Source organism: Streptomyces sp. NPDC002044 (assembly GCF_040296725.1).
Classification (GTDB): Bacteria; Actinomycetota; Actinomycetes; order Streptomycetales; family Streptomycetaceae; genus Streptomyces; species Streptomyces antarcticus.
Genome location: NZ_JBEOXU010000073.1, coordinates 1 through 14,720, shown reverse-complemented (window position 1 = coordinate 14,720; position 14,720 = coordinate 1). Strand labels below are relative to the sequence as shown.

General features: G+C 63.7%; 11 protein-coding genes and 3 pseudogenes. 7 read left to right on the top strand and 7 right to left on the bottom strand.

The window, feature by feature from the left end; all coding sequences use genetic code 11:
- Nucleotides 1-10: 10 nt before the first annotated feature.
- Both ABT106_RS19180 and ABT106_RS19175 read left to right on the top strand, forming a co-directional pair.
- Nucleotides 11-1,033 (top strand): annotated as a pseudogene (locus ABT106_RS19180) (RHS repeat domain-containing protein); the annotation flags it as partial.
- A gap of 332 nt (nt 1,034-1,365) precedes the next feature.
- Nucleotides 1,366-1,860: a hypothetical protein gene (locus tag ABT106_RS19175; protein WP_351278644.1), complete on the top strand. Its 495-nt coding sequence runs from the start codon at nt 1,366-1,368 to the stop codon at nt 1,858-1,860.
- Here the strand turns inward: ABT106_RS19175 and ABT106_RS19170 are convergent.
- The 4 genes and pseudogenes from ABT106_RS19170 to ABT106_RS19155 form a co-directional block, all read right to left on the bottom strand.
- Nucleotides 1,856-1,969: pseudogene (locus ABT106_RS19170) on the bottom strand (transposase); the annotation flags it as partial. The gene ABT106_RS19175 and the pseudogene ABT106_RS19170 sit on opposite strands and share 5 nt — an antisense overlap.
- 88 nt (nt 1,970-2,057) lie before the next feature.
- A pseudogene (locus ABT106_RS19165) lies at nt 2,058-2,243 on the bottom strand (CorA family divalent cation transporter); the annotation flags it as partial.
- Between the two features lie 303 nt (nt 2,244-2,546).
- The gene (locus tag ABT106_RS19160) at nt 2,547-3,365 is read right to left on the bottom strand and encodes a DUF8758 domain-containing protein (protein WP_351278642.1); all 819 of its coding nucleotides are present in this window, start codon (nt 3,363-3,365) and stop codon (nt 2,547-2,549) included.
- An 86-nt stretch (nt 3,366-3,451) separates the two neighbouring features.
- On the bottom strand, nt 3,452-4,138 hold the full coding sequence (locus ABT106_RS19155; protein WP_351278640.1) for a DUF488 family protein, N3 subclade: 687 nt from the start codon (nt 4,136-4,138) through the stop codon (nt 3,452-3,454).
- 336 nt (nt 4,139-4,474) lie between these two features.
- Here ABT106_RS19155 and ABT106_RS19150 point away from each other — a divergent pair, with 336 nt between their 5' ends.
- Nucleotides 4,475-5,029 carry a flavoprotein gene (locus tag ABT106_RS19150; protein ID WP_351278637.1) on the top strand — a complete coding sequence of 185 codons (555 nt, stop codon included), beginning with the start codon at nt 4,475-4,477 and terminating at the stop codon, nt 5,027-5,029.
- Nucleotides 5,030-5,404: 375 nt separating this feature from the next.
- Here the strand turns inward: ABT106_RS19150 and ABT106_RS19145 are convergent, their stop codons facing one another.
- A complete protein-coding gene (locus tag ABT106_RS19145) occupies nt 5,405-8,152 on the bottom strand; it encodes an ATP-dependent DNA helicase (protein ID WP_351278634.1) in 2,748 nt (915 codons plus the stop codon).
- Between the two features lie 516 nt (nt 8,153-8,668).
- Here ABT106_RS19145 and ABT106_RS19140 point away from each other — a divergent pair.
- The gene (locus ABT106_RS19140; RefSeq protein ID WP_351278632.1) at nt 8,669-10,135 is read left to right on the top strand and encodes an AbiJ-related protein; all 1,467 of its coding nucleotides are present in this window, start codon (nt 8,669-8,671) and stop codon (nt 10,133-10,135) included.
- A gap of 12 nt (nt 10,136-10,147) precedes the next feature.
- Nucleotides 10,148-10,729 carry a Shedu immune nuclease family protein gene (locus ABT106_RS19135; RefSeq protein WP_351278677.1) on the top strand — a complete coding sequence of 194 codons (582 nt, stop codon included), beginning with the start codon at nt 10,148-10,150 and terminating at the stop codon, nt 10,727-10,729.
- Nucleotides 10,730-10,889: 160 nt separating this feature from the next.
- Here the strand turns inward: ABT106_RS19135 and ABT106_RS19130 are convergent, their stop codons facing one another.
- Nucleotides 10,890-12,500: an AAA family ATPase gene (locus ABT106_RS19130; protein WP_351278630.1), complete on the bottom strand. Its 1,611-nt coding sequence runs from the start codon at nt 12,498-12,500 to the stop codon at nt 10,890-10,892.
- Between the two features lie 766 nt (nt 12,501-13,266).
- Nucleotides 13,267-13,794: a very short patch repair endonuclease gene (locus ABT106_RS19125; RefSeq protein WP_351278627.1), complete on the bottom strand. Its 528-nt coding sequence runs from the start codon at nt 13,792-13,794 to the stop codon at nt 13,267-13,269.
- 202 nt (nt 13,795-13,996) lie between these two features.
- On the opposite strand from ABT106_RS19125, the gene ABT106_RS19120 reads away from it, so the two are divergent.
- The gene (locus tag ABT106_RS19120; RefSeq protein WP_351278624.1) at nt 13,997-14,125 is read left to right on the top strand and encodes a hypothetical protein; all 129 of its coding nucleotides are present in this window, start codon (nt 13,997-13,999) and stop codon (nt 14,123-14,125) included.
- Nucleotides 14,126-14,188: 63 nt separating this feature from the next.
- The coding region (locus tag ABT106_RS19115) for a Crp/Fnr family transcriptional regulator (RefSeq protein ID WP_351278622.1) at nt 14,189-14,720 on the top strand (532 nt) is incomplete at its 3' end.

Below are 14,720 nucleotides of genomic sequence, written 5' to 3'. Positions count from 1 at the left end.
CCTCAGTTTCACCCACCGTTTCGATGCGGGCGGACGCCTTGCGGACCAGCAGATATCCGGTCGGGGACGCAATCTCCAGCGCCGCTCGTACTCCTACCGTGCGGACGGCCACCTGATCGGCGTCGAGGACCAGCTCTCCGGGACCCGCCGTTTCGACCTCGATGCGGCGGGCCGGGTCACCGCCGCGCGCGCCTCGGGCTGGTCGGAAACCTATGCCTACGACGCGGCAGGCAATCAGACCGCCGCGGCCTGGCCCGCGAGCCACCCCGGACAGGAGGCCACGGGGCCCCGGGCCTTCGCCGGCACCCACATCACGCGGGCCGGTAACGTCCGCTACGAGCACGATGCGCAAGGCCGGACGGTGCTCCGGCAGAAGACGAGGCTCTCCCGCAAGCCGGACACCTGGCAGTACACCTGGGACGCGGAGGACCGGTTGAGGTCCACCGTCACGCCGGACGGCACGGTGTGGCGTTACCTCTACGATCCCCTCGGCCGCCGCATCGCCAAGCAACGCCTTGCCGAAGACGGCAGCACCGTGCTGGAGGAGACCACCTTCACCGGGGACGCCGCCACGCTGTGCGAGCAGGTCAGCCGCGGCGCCACGCTGCCCCTGCCCATCGCGCTCACCTGGGAGCACATGGGCCTGCGCCCCGTCTCGCAGACCGAGCGCATGCTCGGCAACGACGTGCCGCAGGAGTGCGTGGACGAACGGTTCCATGCCATCGTGACCGACCTCGTCGGCGCGCCCACCGAACTCGTCGACGAGTCCGGGGACCTCGCCTGGCGGACGCGGAGCACGCTGTGGGGCACGACGACCTGGGCAGCCACGAGCGCGGCGTACACTCCCTTGCGCTTCCCCGGCCAGTACTTCGACCCGGAGACGGGACTCCACCACAACTTCCACCGCCACTACGACCCCGAGACGGCCCGGTACCTCAGCAGCGATCCCCTCGGGCTCGACCCCGCCCCCAATCCGGCGACCTACGTGGACAACCCCCACACGTGGTCCGACCCCCTCGGGCTCAAGCCCTGCAAGATCCGTGTGTCTCCGGTCGCCTCCGACTGGGCCAGCAAGGGCGCGCACATCCACCTTCCCCTGAAGAAGGGGAAGGAGCACGAAGTCAGCATCACCGTGGACAAGGACGGCAACATCCAGTGTGCCCCCATTAGGCTCGAGGACGGCTGGGCGTCGGATAAGAGCGTCCAGCAGGCAGTGGACGCCGTGAACAACGACCCGAAACTGCGCGCAGACCTCCTGGCCAAGGCCACGGCGGCCCAGGAGCACATGGACACCCACAACTGGGGCCATACGAAGAACCGCTCTTCGGAAATGCAAGCACTGATCGACAAATTGGAGAACCGGCCGTGACCGGCATCGGATTCCTGGCCTCGTTCATCGCGACCGGACGCCTGCACGGGATCGGCATCGGCTCCACCCTCGGCGAGGTCGACCGGGCCATCCCCCACCGCTTCGTCGATGTCGTCGACGAGGACGGTGAGTCACTGCGCCGGGACTACGGATTCGTGGAGTTTTACTTCAATCCCGGCGACGAGTGGGTGATGTCCGGCGGGTCGACGGAGTTGCACCGGCTCGCGTCCGGCTACGACATGGCGGAGGAATGGGCCCGCACCATGGGGGTTGAGTTCCCCCGCTACATCGCTTGGGAGGATGTGCGGGACGCCCTCGCCCGCGTCCCCGGAGCCCCGGATTTCAAGGTTACCGACCAGGGCGGATTCCTCGAATACCGGGCAGCCGCGGCCAACGTTTCCGTCATCGTGGTGGACGACGACGAGGAGGAGCGGGGCTACCACGCAGGGGACGGGGACGTGTGGAGCGTCAGCCTGTGGGCGCCAGTATGATCCCGCAGAGGGCCTGCCGGTCCGGCACCCGAGGGCGCCCCTCCACCTGTTTCGGCCCCGGCGCAGGCAGCAACGGCTCGATGAGCGACCACAGTTCATCCGACACGATCCACGGCCGCGACTGACGTTTCCCCACGGCCAGACCAACGACCACCCGAACCGAACGTCACATGATCATCAGCTTCTGTTAGGACCTCTTAGAGCCAGTCCCGTCGCTTGAAAATCATGTACAAACTGACGCAAACCATCCCCATGAGGCAGATCGCAAGGGGATATCCGAAGGTCCAGCCCAACTCAGGCATGGACTCGAAGTTCATGCCGTAGATGGTTCCGACGAGTGTGGGTGCAAACAAGATTGCGGCCCAGGAGGAGATCTTCTTGAAGTCGTCACCCTCACCCCGCTGACCTGCGGAAATAGCCCGAACAGACGGTCCGACCTGCGACGATCGGCCTTTCCGCCCCTTTCACCGTGCTGCCCGTTTGTACGGCCGATCCTCCCCAGCCGCTCCCCAATGGGCCTCCATTCTCCCCAGATTCTCCCCAGCGGCTGCCTCTGGAGGAGGATCGCCGCTGGTCGGGACCCTGATCCGTGTGCCGTGACAGGCTACGGGGCGTAGTGGCAGCGGGTCAGGAGCAGGTGGCCGCTGTTTGCACGGCGGTGCTCGCGGTTGGGTGCGGCTGCTCGTTCACAGGGGGAACAGACCCTCCTGGATACCCCCCGCCACCACGGATCGTTCGGGGTAGAAGAGACCGAGCAACATGAAGGTCCTGGGGTGGGCGGCGATGTTGCCGACGAAGAGATGTACGGCGCGGTTCGGGGTGACCATGCGCTCATACCACCGCTCACGCAGCTTCTCGCGGACATCGGCCTCACCGTACTTGCGCAGGAACTTCCGGTAGGACTCGCCGGCCTCCCAGTCCCTGAGGGCCATATCGTGGCTCGGGCAGTCGTCGTCCGCGCAGCGGAAGGTGTAGCGAAATTCCAGGGGCACCCACTCCAGGCAGCGGAGGTCCTGGTCTAGAAGGTCCATCTGATCGGCCATGGCGGCTTTGGAGGTGGGCCAAGGCTCAGCGGGGGCGAGCCGGAAGCCCGTGATCTCGGTCGGACGAAAAACGCCGAGCGAGGTCCGGTTCGTTTCCTGATCACGCTTGATGGCGCACAGCGAGGGGGCGACCAGCGGCTCCACGTGTGCGTACCGATGCCGCCAGCCGTTGGTGGGGGGTATCCGGTCGAGCACCTTGAGGGTGTCGAGGTTCGGACGCAGGCTCTCCGGGCGCCTGTCGCCCGGATGCGTCCGGACGTCGAGCTCGACGACTGAGTACTTGGCGAACTGTGCCTCCTCGGCCAGCAGTCGGAAGGGAACCGGGAAGAGCCGTACGTGCTGCGGTTCTCCCTGGTCCAGTCGTATGCCCGCGACGCAGCTCGTCTCCCGGTACTTGGTGGACAGTTCGGGATAGGTCTTGACGGTGATCATGATGCGTGCGCGCTGCCATGTTCCGGTCATGGCGCCCCCCTTCGCCCAACACTCCGTCAGATTTGACGGGAGACCGACTGCTCGGACAAGGGTGCGTGCGGGGAGTAGGGGCGAAGTTAGGCCAACGGCGTCACGGTTACGTCGATGCGCTTGCGGATCTCGGTCAGCACCACGTGGCGGTGGCAGCGGCTTTCGTCCTGCTCGAAGCACAGAACGGCCACGCGGGACCGGCTCGCCCGTTCGGTGAGCTGGTCCAGGGCCGTCTGGGCCACGTCGGACCCCAGCAGGCTTCGGAAGTGAGCCCGGCCCACGCTGAGCCGGCCTTCCCAGAACGGCGCCCGGTTGTCCTTGGGGTTCCCCAGGGCCCGGAGGTGGATGTATTCGATGCCGGCCTTGGCGAGGGCCTGATCGAGGCGGGTCTTGCTGAAGCCTGGCTTGCGGCTGATCGCGTTCAGCCGGACGTCGGCCACGACATCGATACCGCTCTCGACGAGGGAGGCGACGAAGGAATCGATGTCCCGTCCCTCGTAGCCGGCGGACCACAGCCCAGGTGCTGGCGTGGGCGGGCGGAAGAGGTCATCCAGGCAAACTTCTAAAGCCGCGGCCAAGGAGCCGATCGTGAAGAAACCTGGCTGGATCGCACCGCCACTCTCGACACGGGCGAGGGTCTTCGGCTGGATTCCGGCCTCCTTCGCCAGCCGCTCACGGCTCCAGCCTTTTGCCTCCCGGAGGGCTCTTAATTGCTGAGCCAGGGTCCGGGCCCTGTCGTGATCCGATGTGTACTCAAGAGGGGGCGCAGCCATGGGCCGTGATCCTAACGCCCCCTCGCCAGGCGTTTGCATGGTGTCGGCCAACCTCACCCCGATAGGTCGTGGTGAGGGGGCGGTCCATGTGGCGACGGCCACGACTGCTGCGCTCCCCGCCGACTGGATCTGGCGTGTGGGCTCCCTGTGGAGGGTGCGAGGTCACTGCGGTGGCCAATGCGTCGGCGCGGATCAGGGCCTGGGCAGAGAGACTGCCCTGACAGTTCCCGGTCGGCAAGATGGGCCGGAGGAGTCCTGCGAGGCCGCTGCTGCCCGGGGCCGTCGTCGTACGCTGCTAGAGCTCCGCCACTTCAGCTGTCGACTGGGAGTACCCGCGTGACTGAGCCGCAGCGCAAGCTCTTCGTGTACATCGTCGTGTGCGCGGCCGGGATTGCCGACGATGTCGGCAAACTCATCACCGCGGCGCAGGAACGGGGCTGGGAGGTCGTCGTTGTCGCTACCCCGATGGGTCTTGACTTCCTCGACAGCAGGGTGATCGAGAACCAGACCGGTTACCCAATCCGCTCTGCCTGGCGCTCAGCCGGCGATGCGCGCTCGTATCCGCGGGCCGACGCCATCGCAGTCGCACCGGCCACGTTCAACACGGTCAACAAGTGGGCGGCTGGCTTCGCGGACAACCTCGCACTCGGCACCCTCTGTGAGGCTCCCGGCATGGGCATCCCCACCGTGGTGATCCCCTACGTGAACACCGCGCTCGCTGCCCATCACGCGTATCGGCGCAGCGTTGATGAGCTGCGCGAAATGGGCGTGATATTCGGCAGCTACGTGCCACACCGCCCGAAGTCCGTTGGGGGTGCGGCCCACTTCCGCTGGGAGGAAGCAATTGATCTCCTTGCCCCGCACTTCCCGCACTTGACGCGTCACGGGTGACGTCGACATGGCTACCGTTCGACGGCGGCGCTGGCCTGCTGGCGGTTGTGACCGAGCCCGGGGCAGTGCCAGTTGTTCGCACTACTGGCAGGGCATGAAGTACGGGATCCGATCACCGACAACCTGACGGCCAAGGAGGTGCATCCCATCCTGCACCTCCCGGGACACGCCCGTCTGTGTGTTACCTCGCTGCCAAGAGTGCCACGACCGCCCCGAGCCGCATCAGGCTTCATCCGTCGACGCCGGTCGGAAGCAACGAGGCCAGAAACTGGAGGCACTGGCAATGTAGGTCGCTCCCGGTCAGGCGCGAGCCCTCAGCGGCGGAGGGGCGGTAGGGGGATGCCCCGCCGCCCCAGCTACCAGCATCTACAACATCTACGGCATCTGGCGCGTCTTTTGGCGCTTCGGTCGCTTCTCGACAGGGACCAAACCTCGGCGGATCTTCATCAGATGCTCGTCCTTCGTGTTCTCACGCACTGCGAGACTTCTCAGGATTCGATGCTGCGTTTCCGGAGTCCAGAACACTTCGAGACGCTCCCGAGCGCGCGTGATCGCGGTGTAAAAGATGCTGTGGGAGACGCTCTCCTCGTTCGCATCCGTGATGACAACCTTAACCGAATTGTACTCAACGCCCTGTGCTTTATGGATCGATATGGCGTAGGCGATCTGAAACGGCACCACAGTGGTGACCGAGTCGCCGTCATCGTCGCTGTTACCGCGCTCGAATACATCGAACTGGACGGTGGAGCCTTCTATCCAGCGCAGACCTGCGAAGAATACGTCAACTTCAGTGACATCTCGTTCGAGATTCACATCGAATGTGATACGGCCAGGCGCGCGATCAATTCTGACGATCTTGCCTTTAAGGTTATTGAAGATGACTGGACTGAACCGATCGGACTCGCTGAAAAGAACGGGATCGCCGACCTTGTACGTAGACTCGCCCCAGACCACGGCCGGATTCGGGTTACTCGCCTGCAAGAACCGGTTGACGTTGTTGATGCCATACAGACCGTCATAGTTAAGGCAGAGCATGATCTCGTCGTCACTTCGATGCTGAAAGAGCGAGTCTCCTAGAACCGTCGAGTAGCCATTCTTGGAGAGCGACTCTTCGATGTGGTCGTCCAGGTTCCGCACCCTGCCCCACAGTGTGAGAAGACCCTGATTGGTGGTCCGGAAGGGCTCTGTGAGTTCGAAGACAGACTCACTCGGGATGTACGACCGGATGATGCTGAACCAGTTGCCAAACTCGATCGATTCGATCTGGTAGACGTCGCCAACGAGTACGAGCAGATCGAAGGAAGTCTTCTCAAGTACTTCGAGCAGGCTTGCATTGCTCACCGTGCTGCACTCGTCGATCACCAATACGTCGTACGTTGCGCCAAACGACGTACCGTTGCGTACGTGCTTGCTAATCGTGCTGAATTCGGTGTTCGGCGCCTGCACTCGTCTCTTCAGGTTGTCGACAGCCGGATTGGTGTGCGCCAGGAACAGCTTCCGTGCGCCCTCGAAGTAGTTCGCGATGTGATTCACCATCGTCGATTTTCCCGTACCGGCCGCGCCGTAGACGAGGGCGACCTTCGAGTGCTCGAACAACTCCGTCAGGGCCGAAGCCTTCAACGGGTCATCGATTGCGCCTGGGTTGGCACCAATCCATGTCTGCACGTCGTTGCTGTGTTGGGGTACCCCGCTGGCAGAGATTTCCCGGAGCTTGTCGATGATCGAGACCGTGTCGTCCTCGTACCCGACGATGAACACGTGGCCATTCTCATGAGCCAGCTTCCGGGGCGCGTGTCGTTCAGTGGGTGGGAGCATCCGATTGTGGCGCGCGATCAGCTCGTCGACGTCACCGAGGTCCTCTAGCTCGGCTGCCGGCGTATAGATCACACCCTGCTGTTCGACATTGCTCCTGACTCGCCTGGCCAGCAGCTCGTGCCGCCGACTCCTCGCGTCCAGACTCTCGGCAAGATCCCCAAAGCGCGGATTGTGTTTGCGTGGTGATGTGCAGAACGGCATTGTATCGAAGGGCTTGCAACTCCAGGAGACGCGCAGCCCGGAGAGCGCAGAACATGGGTCGACATGGAACTGACCCTTGATGACACGATTGTTCATGCGCAGCATGAGGTACCGCAACAGACGAGAACCTGGCAGATCGTTGCGGATGAGCGACCGCGCGCGATCAAGGACGGGGAAGATAGACGCACTTCGCAGATCGCCATCTAGTGCCCAAGAGTGGAGTGAGCCGTAGGCCGCGTCGGTCATATCCATGAAATCAAGCAGACTTGATCGTGTTGTCGTGAGGTACCGCATCAGGTTGCGGTACTCGGAATGCGACGTACTGACCTTTCCGTGCGAGGCGTCGAAGAGGCGCGCGAAATTGTTGAACTCACACGGCCGAATTGACACCGCCCAGGATCGGATCAGTGTGATCGGCATCGTTTGGCCGAGCACCTCGATCGTGTCGCTCGCCAGCTCGAGACTGGCCGCATATTTGTCGGTGACATCGATATCGGTAAACCCAATGATGCGATCGAACTTGCTCGTCCGGTCGTGGGCGATATGGAAGGTCACTTCGTAGTAGATGCGGCCGGAGACGAAGAAGGGGCGCGAGCTGTGAATATAGTACCGCTCGCGATGTGACCTTGAGGGCGACGCTGTTTGGGGCCGCTCGATGCGGGCAGCGATCTTCTCGTAGTATTCACGCAATGAGGGGTCGAGGTCGATCGGAAACTGTTCGATGTTGTGCAGAATTTTGATTCCGAGGAGATCCTGTGCCAGGTCGCGGGTGCGGAGTAGGTACTCGTAGTATTTCAGCATCAATCGCTCAGACGGATCGCGATCCAGTGTGTAGTGCGAGACACTGGCTTGGAGCAAGCCATGGAATCTGCTCAGAAGCCTGAACTTGGCAAGTGCCTTAACAGCATCCAGAGCTGGCCCGACCTGGTTGTAGTGAAACTCAGTCGAGCGATCGTTGAGGTGCGCCCAGACAGCAAGCCCCTCGACGAGATTCCGGAGCTGCCCCAGCACGTTCTGTGAGAGGAAGCCCCGGTCGCCCACTGGGTTGGCAAGGTTCTGGCAGATCACGCTGTCGGCGCTCTTCACTTGCTGTTCTACTGATGCCATCGCTCCCGCTCTACTTCCCTGAAGGATCGTGCTTCACCTTCGGTATCGAGGCGGGAAGTCCTGGCCGCTCCCGCCCCGAGCCTTGCCGAGGTGGACCGGGCAGCGTCCACGAAGGATTCTGGCTGCTACCGAACAGCGGGCCCCACCACCGGTCCACACCATCAGGCGACCATAGAACCACTTAAGAGCTAGCCAGCGGGACCCTTTTCAGTGCTGCCCGGCCTGGCACAGCGGCTCCTGACCTGACCTGCACCTTCCCGTGATCAGAGGCGGCTCGCACCACGCCTCCCTACCAGCTTGCTTGGCCACGGACGACCGGCTGTGCCGTCGTGCTTCGCCCCGATCTGCTCGGCGACTGCACCCGTTGTCATTCGGGACTTCGTCATGCGCCTGAGGTACGGGGGAGGGGAGAAGAGACGCGGGAGCTCTGCATAACGCCGTCACCCATTGAAGTCATGAGGTTCAAGAGTCTCCAACAGCCCCCGTGGTGGACCGAAGAACGTCCATCCTGGGTGCATGACTCAGTCCGAACCCTTCCCGGCGCCGCGTAGTAAGCCGAGGATCACGTCGGTGACGCGACGCGGCATCTTTGACTATCTGCATGGCGAGGGCGGCCCCTGGTGGGGACGGCTCGACGAGATCGACTTCCTGGAGAGCCTGTACGACCTGGATAGCTTGGTGTCGACAGACTCCAGGTTCACGACGGCGCGTGACGACATCGTCCAGCATCGAGTCAACAATCCGTTGGACTGGCTCGACGACTGGATCTTCGAAGATCCTCGCTTCCAACTCCTGGACGGTCCCGACGAGGTGCTTCTCGCCTTCCTGGCGCGGCTCGTCCATCCAGAAGCACAGCCCGATGTCGACCACTCGTCCCAACGTGCCGAGAGGCTGAACCACCTCCTTGGACCCGACGGCTGGGCCCTCCGAGCCTTCGAGTTCCTCTCGGGCCGGCCCGTTTACACGCCGGTCCCCACGCAGGCCACCGGCCCGCTGGTCTCGCTTCCCCTTGATGACGACGACACCGGCAAACTCGACCTAGTTCTCGGGCAGACGTACAGCCTCCTCGATCGTGACGGAGAGGAAGCCGCCCGAGACCTGCTTCGCCCGGCAGTTCTGACGCTGCGCCGTGACGGTGGCTTCTACCACCCTATGCCTGGTGATGGTTGGACGGCCGATACGTACGAAGCTGTCCTCATGGTGGATTCCGTGCTTCTGCCTGCGTTCGCCAAACCGGTCACTGACGCGATCTGGCAGCGGCTGCAAGCCGTGCTCACGCGCCTCCGCCGCGCAGATGTCCAGTCCCTCGTGGTCGAGGGCGACATAGGGCCGCTCCCAGCCATCCCGCAGGACTGGAGCAGCCGTACGGCCCAGCCCGATCCCCAGGTCGTTCGTGGCTTCCGCATCAGCTTCCCGTCGACAGAATTCGATGTCACACGCCAGGACTTCGCCGACCTTGAAGTCCGAGGCGACGGATTCTCCTACTTCTACGACACCCACACGGGGCGGATGGTCACTGACTTCCTCCTCGACGACCGGCCGCTGGTGGCAACGCTCTGCAACGTCACCCTCATCAACAAGGACGGTGTCCTCTCGCCGAGGATCAAACTGTGGAAGAAGGACAAGGCTAAGGCCGCGCGGGCAGCGGTCATGGAGGTCATACCCGGCACCGAGACCGCTCAGATCGTCAAGGCGCTCGTAGACGCCAGCGATGTCCACGAGAACTTTTGGAAGGTCATCTGCTTCGTACAGAACTGTGTGGGGTTGGAGAACATCCCGGGAGGCAGACGACGGCTGGCAGTCGGCGACGAGGCTGAGTTGGCCCGCCTGCTCGCTGACCAGGACCGCAGGACGCTCCTCGAAGCCGTCAGGACCGCCATCGGTGGCACCCTCACTGATGAGGACATTCGCCGAATCAGTAACCGCAAGTCGCAACTCCAGCGGTTCAAGAATCTGCTGGCTGACCCCGAGTTCTTCGAGTAGGAGCGCGGCCAGCTGGCAGGGCCGGAGGCGGTCTGGCAGAGCTTCTTCGAGGAGAACCCATGGATCTTCGGGTACGGCCTCAACCTCGTCGCCTGCGAACCCCTCGACGACGGCAAACTGGAGCGCATCACGACTGGCGCCAACATCTTCACTGGGGCGGGAAAGCGTAGTGACGCCGTCATGCGTTCCAAGGGCTTCATCAGTAGCCTGCTGCTCTGCGAGATCAAGACCCACATGACCCCCTTGCTGGCCAGTGCGCCGTACCGGCCTCCGGACGTCTACCAGGTCTCCAAGGAGGTCGTTGGTGCCGTGGCGCAGGTGCAGAAAACTGCTCACAAGGCTCTACGACTGGTCACAGGCCAACTACACAGGCTCTACCAGGACGATGGTGCCCCGACCGACATTGAAATCTCCACCGCCCGCCCCCGACAGGTGCTGGTGATCGGAACCCTCAGCGAGTTCACCGAGCGCGGTGCGGCGAACCCGGAGAAGAACACCTCCTTCGAGCAGTACAGGCGGTCGATTCAGGACGTCGAAGTCATCACCTTCGACGAACTCTACGAACGGGCGTGCTTCATCGTGGAGGACCGCTGAACACCCCCGACCGCACCAAGGTGGGACGTTGGTCGGCCCCTGCCCTCGGGGCCCCGCAGCCGCGGTGTGCCCCGCTGGAGCCGTATGACCCCGTGGAAGGCCGTGCGATCCAGAAGCTGCGGTTCAGCCGAGGTGGAGCCGAGCAGGCGAAGCCACGGCATCACCCCGGCACGGCCACAGCCACTAGCTTGCCGTCGCCGAGATGTAGCCAGCCCCGGCCCGGGGCGATGGGCCGGCCGATGACGGAGTCGCCGACCCTGACGCCTATCACATCGCCGGTGCTCCGTTCCTGTGGGGACAACAGAAGGCCACGATGGGCTTTCACCGCTTCTCCGAGCCAGCCGAGGCGGAGATGGCGTGTGTCTTCGCGGAGGGCCGCGACCAGGGCCGTACCCTCCTGGAATCCGTGTCGTACCAGGCTCTCCAGTAGACGCCTCGCTTCGCACTCGGCGAGGACGTCCGCGTCGTCGATCAGCACGACGACCGGTTCATCGGGGGATGCCGACGCCAGAACCTCCTCTAGATCTTCGCTCCCGAGTTCGTCGCGTACCCAGCAAGCCAATACGCCGCTCCGGTCAGCCAGTTCTTGCAATGGGGATGCTTTGGGTGTAGCCAGCGCGACGCGGGTGCCAGCGGCGAGCAGCGAGAGTGCGATGTTCACCAGCGCAGTCGATCGTCCAGATCCCGGCGGTCCTGTCACGACGAAGGCCGGCGCAGTTCCGGTCGCCAGGTCAGGGCCGCAGACTCGTTGCTCTTCCCCCGCGACGCCCGCGAGCACCCATGTCCGCGGGGTTGCCGACTCTCGCATTGACCACGCCTCTTCGAAGCTGATCCGTGTCGGCAGAGCATCGAAGCGGCGCTGCGCCTCCAGTGCTTCATGGGCAGCGTCCCAAAGGCCGAGCAGGAGGACGTGGTCTTCAAGCGTCAAGCGTGCTACGTGAGAGAAGGCCACGATCGCGTCACGACGTGGTAGTTCCTTGTGGGTATACCAACGGATCCATTCGTCAGACGAGACAGCAGTCCGATTACCCAACTCGGTGAACGACAGGCCGAGCTTCATCTTGCGTTCGTTGAGAAGGCGGTGCAGCATGACAAGCTCGTGTCGTGCCGGAGAAGGATCAACCTCGAACTCCCTGCTCCTTACTCCGTAGAATGTTGCGTTCGCCGGCCGACGCTCGGACACTGCGTCAGCCATCCTGACGAACCCCTCACTGCGACGCACGATCCCGAGGAAGACCCGCAACGCATCCTTGTCGTCCCATAGGGCCTGCGCCGCGTTGATGATCAACCCCTTCAGGGACTCCTCCGCGTAGTTGACGCGTGCAGCCGCTTCGTCGACGTCAGGAGGCGTCTCCTCATCGGCTGATGTGCCTTGCTGATGCGTTTCTTCGGCCTCCTGTGCAGGTGCATCCACAGGATCGGTGGGGATTCTCGCTTCGTCGCCACCGCCCGAAGCGGCGGCTTCGGGCGGTGGCTGCACGGATGCTTGCGCGACCGTCTCGTCGTACGCCTGCTTCCATAGCCCCTTGAACCGTTTGACTTCGCCGTCGGGGTCGTCGCGACCCGCGTCCTCGGACAGGACGGCGACGATGAGCTCCAGACGGCCAAGCTTGGGGAGGTCCGGCCTCTGGAAGGTGTCCAGCACCGCCTGGTGGTTCACGATCCAATAGTCCTGCGCGTCCTTCCCGATCCGGTCGCGGATGCTTCGTGCAGACGGGAGCCCAGCGTCCAGTCGTAGATCGTGCAGGCCGTCGTTGAGCCTCTTGAGCACGGGGCGCCCGTGTAGGTCTGGCTTCCTCCAAGACGGGACACCCGCCATGCGATTCCCCCTTGTCGGCCTGTGTCAGATCCTGTCAATCAGACGGGCCGACAGGTATGCACGAGATCTGCGATTCTCGGCCGAGATCATGTCGGGCGGCGGGGAATTTTGGCCGAAGCTGTCAGGTGTCGTCTCAGGTCGTCAAGGTCTTCGGTGAGGGACGCACGCTGGATGCACATCCCCGTTCTCTCCCGTACGGAAGGCGAATGTCCATGGAACCCGCAAGTGTGCGTGTTGCTGTCCTTCTGCTGGTCGGTGTGATCGTCGCCATCCTGGCTCTGTACGCACCAGAAGCTGGTGCCGCTGTCGTGGGAGCCGCCACGGTTGTGGCCCTCCTCGCCGAGCTCACAGCCCGCAAGTGATTCCGGGCCGTTCGAGCGGAGCGCCCAGGAGTCCTGGTTCCATGATGCGCCCGGAGACGGCCATGGTGAGCCTCTGGGTCGCCCGGCCCGATCGTTTCTGGCCCCCGCCGATACGGATTGCGCGTGGATGGCCGCGGTAAGCCAGGAGCGTCGTCACTCTGGCGAAGGCGTCTTCAACGCTCCGTGTTCCCAGATGCGGAGCGATGAACAGCCCGATAGGGAGAGGCGGGCATCAGTCTCCTCGCAGTAGCCGTCCCGGCACTCAGAAAGATGGGCAGCTCCACCGTTCTCGTGGTATTCCGCAGGTGGGCTGCTGCTGGAGGCGTGCGAGGGGATTCGCCAAGGTGCGGACGGTGTCACGTCCACCGGTCAGCCGCGGACGACCGGGAGCCAGCTGCTGGGCGATTCTCATCCTTCCTGATGCAGGACGGGTACTTCGTGTTCTTTTCGATCTGCAGCCGCAGGGCCAGGGGATGGTCACGAGCGGCGAGGGTTGCCGTTACTTTGCCAACGGCACCATCTACGCTTTCGTGCTCCCAGATGCGCAGCGGCAGCCAGCCCAGGAGTAACAGATGTGCGTCGGTCTCCTCGTCCCGGAGAACGTTGCCCTGAAGTTTCTGGCTCCACCACTCGGAGTTATGCTTCGGCGCGTTTAGGTGTTTTTGGCACGCGTGCCAAAAACACCCTTGGACGAACACTGCGGTCCGCCACCTAGTGAAGGTGACGTCGGCACGGCGCCGCGGCATCCCAGGGATGGGCAGGTTCACGCGGTATCGGAAGCCCAATGCGTGCAGGGCACGCCGCAAGGCGAGCTCCGGCGCCGTGTCTCGGCTGCGCTGGGCCACCATCACCTTCCGCGCATTGGCGTCTCGCGGTGCCGGCACGCCAATGCGCCTCTCTTGGATCCCCACGTTCAGACAACTGCTGAGCGATCGATTCGGTCACTAGTCGTCGTCCGGCGCCGTAGGTGGTCCGTCATGAACAGACTCACCTGGCCGCCCCGATGGCGGTGCGGTGCATGGTTTGATCTGGAGAGCTTTGGCGCGCGGCCCAAGATCCCCCATTGAGAAGCACGGCGGGTCACCGATGGGCTACGACGAGCCGTTGTCGGCCTTTACCAAGAGCACGCGCTGGCCCTTGCGTCCGAGCAGCGAGCTGAGCCGGACCTTCACGATTGCTTTCGGCCAACGTCACTTGATCGTCGATGCCGCCTGACACATCGGCGTAGAACTCGTGGGTCCGATGTGCACCGGTGCGGGCGTGATGGGAAGGCGACACGTGCTGTCCGATGAAGTCTGGCGTGACCTGCGCAGTCAAGGCGTAACCAGGATGTTTCCGGAGCGCAGCGTGATGCTGCGGCAAGGTTCGCCCGGGACACACCTCCTGGCCCTCACCTCCGGGTTAGCCAAAGTGGTGTGCCGAGAGCCCAACGGTGCCAAGACCTGGCTCGCGTTCCGAGGGCCGGGGGACCTCCTTGGCGAGGTCTCGGTCTTCAATGGAACTTCACGCACGGCAGACGTTGTCGCCTTAACGCCCTGTGTTGCGGTCGTCCTGGACGCCGAGCGCTTCGTGCGGTTTGTCGAGGAACGCGGACTGGTCATCCATCTGATGCGCCAGGCACTCGCCAGGATGCGTGAGTCAGACCTCCACCGAGGTGAACTGCAGACCATGCCCCTGGTCGTGCGACTGGCGCGCACGCTGCTGAGGCTGGCCGTGCTCACTGATCAGATGCCCGGGAGCAGCCCCGTCCGGCTGACGGGGCTGAACCAGGAAGAGGTCGCGCAGGCGATCGGCGTGACACGCAATGCGG

Coding starts and splice junctions, on each gene's coding strand:
- ABT106_RS19160 (WP_351278642.1), bottom strand. CDS start 3,365: ATGACCGGAACATGGCAGCGCGCACGCATCATGATCACCGTCAAGACC.
- ABT106_RS19155 (WP_351278640.1), bottom strand. CDS start 4,138: ATGGCTGCGCCCCCTCTTGAGTACACATCGGATCACGACAGGGCCCGG.
- ABT106_RS19145 (WP_351278634.1), bottom strand. CDS start 8,152: ATGGCATCAGTAGAACAGCAAGTGAAGAGCGCCGACAGCGTGATCTGC.
- ABT106_RS19140 (WP_351278632.1), top strand. CDS start 8,669: ATGACTCAGTCCGAACCCTTCCCGGCGCCGCGTAGTAAGCCGAGGATC.
- ABT106_RS19120 (WP_351278624.1), top strand. CDS start 13,997: ATGGGCTACGACGAGCCGTTGTCGGCCTTTACCAAGAGCACGCGCTGG.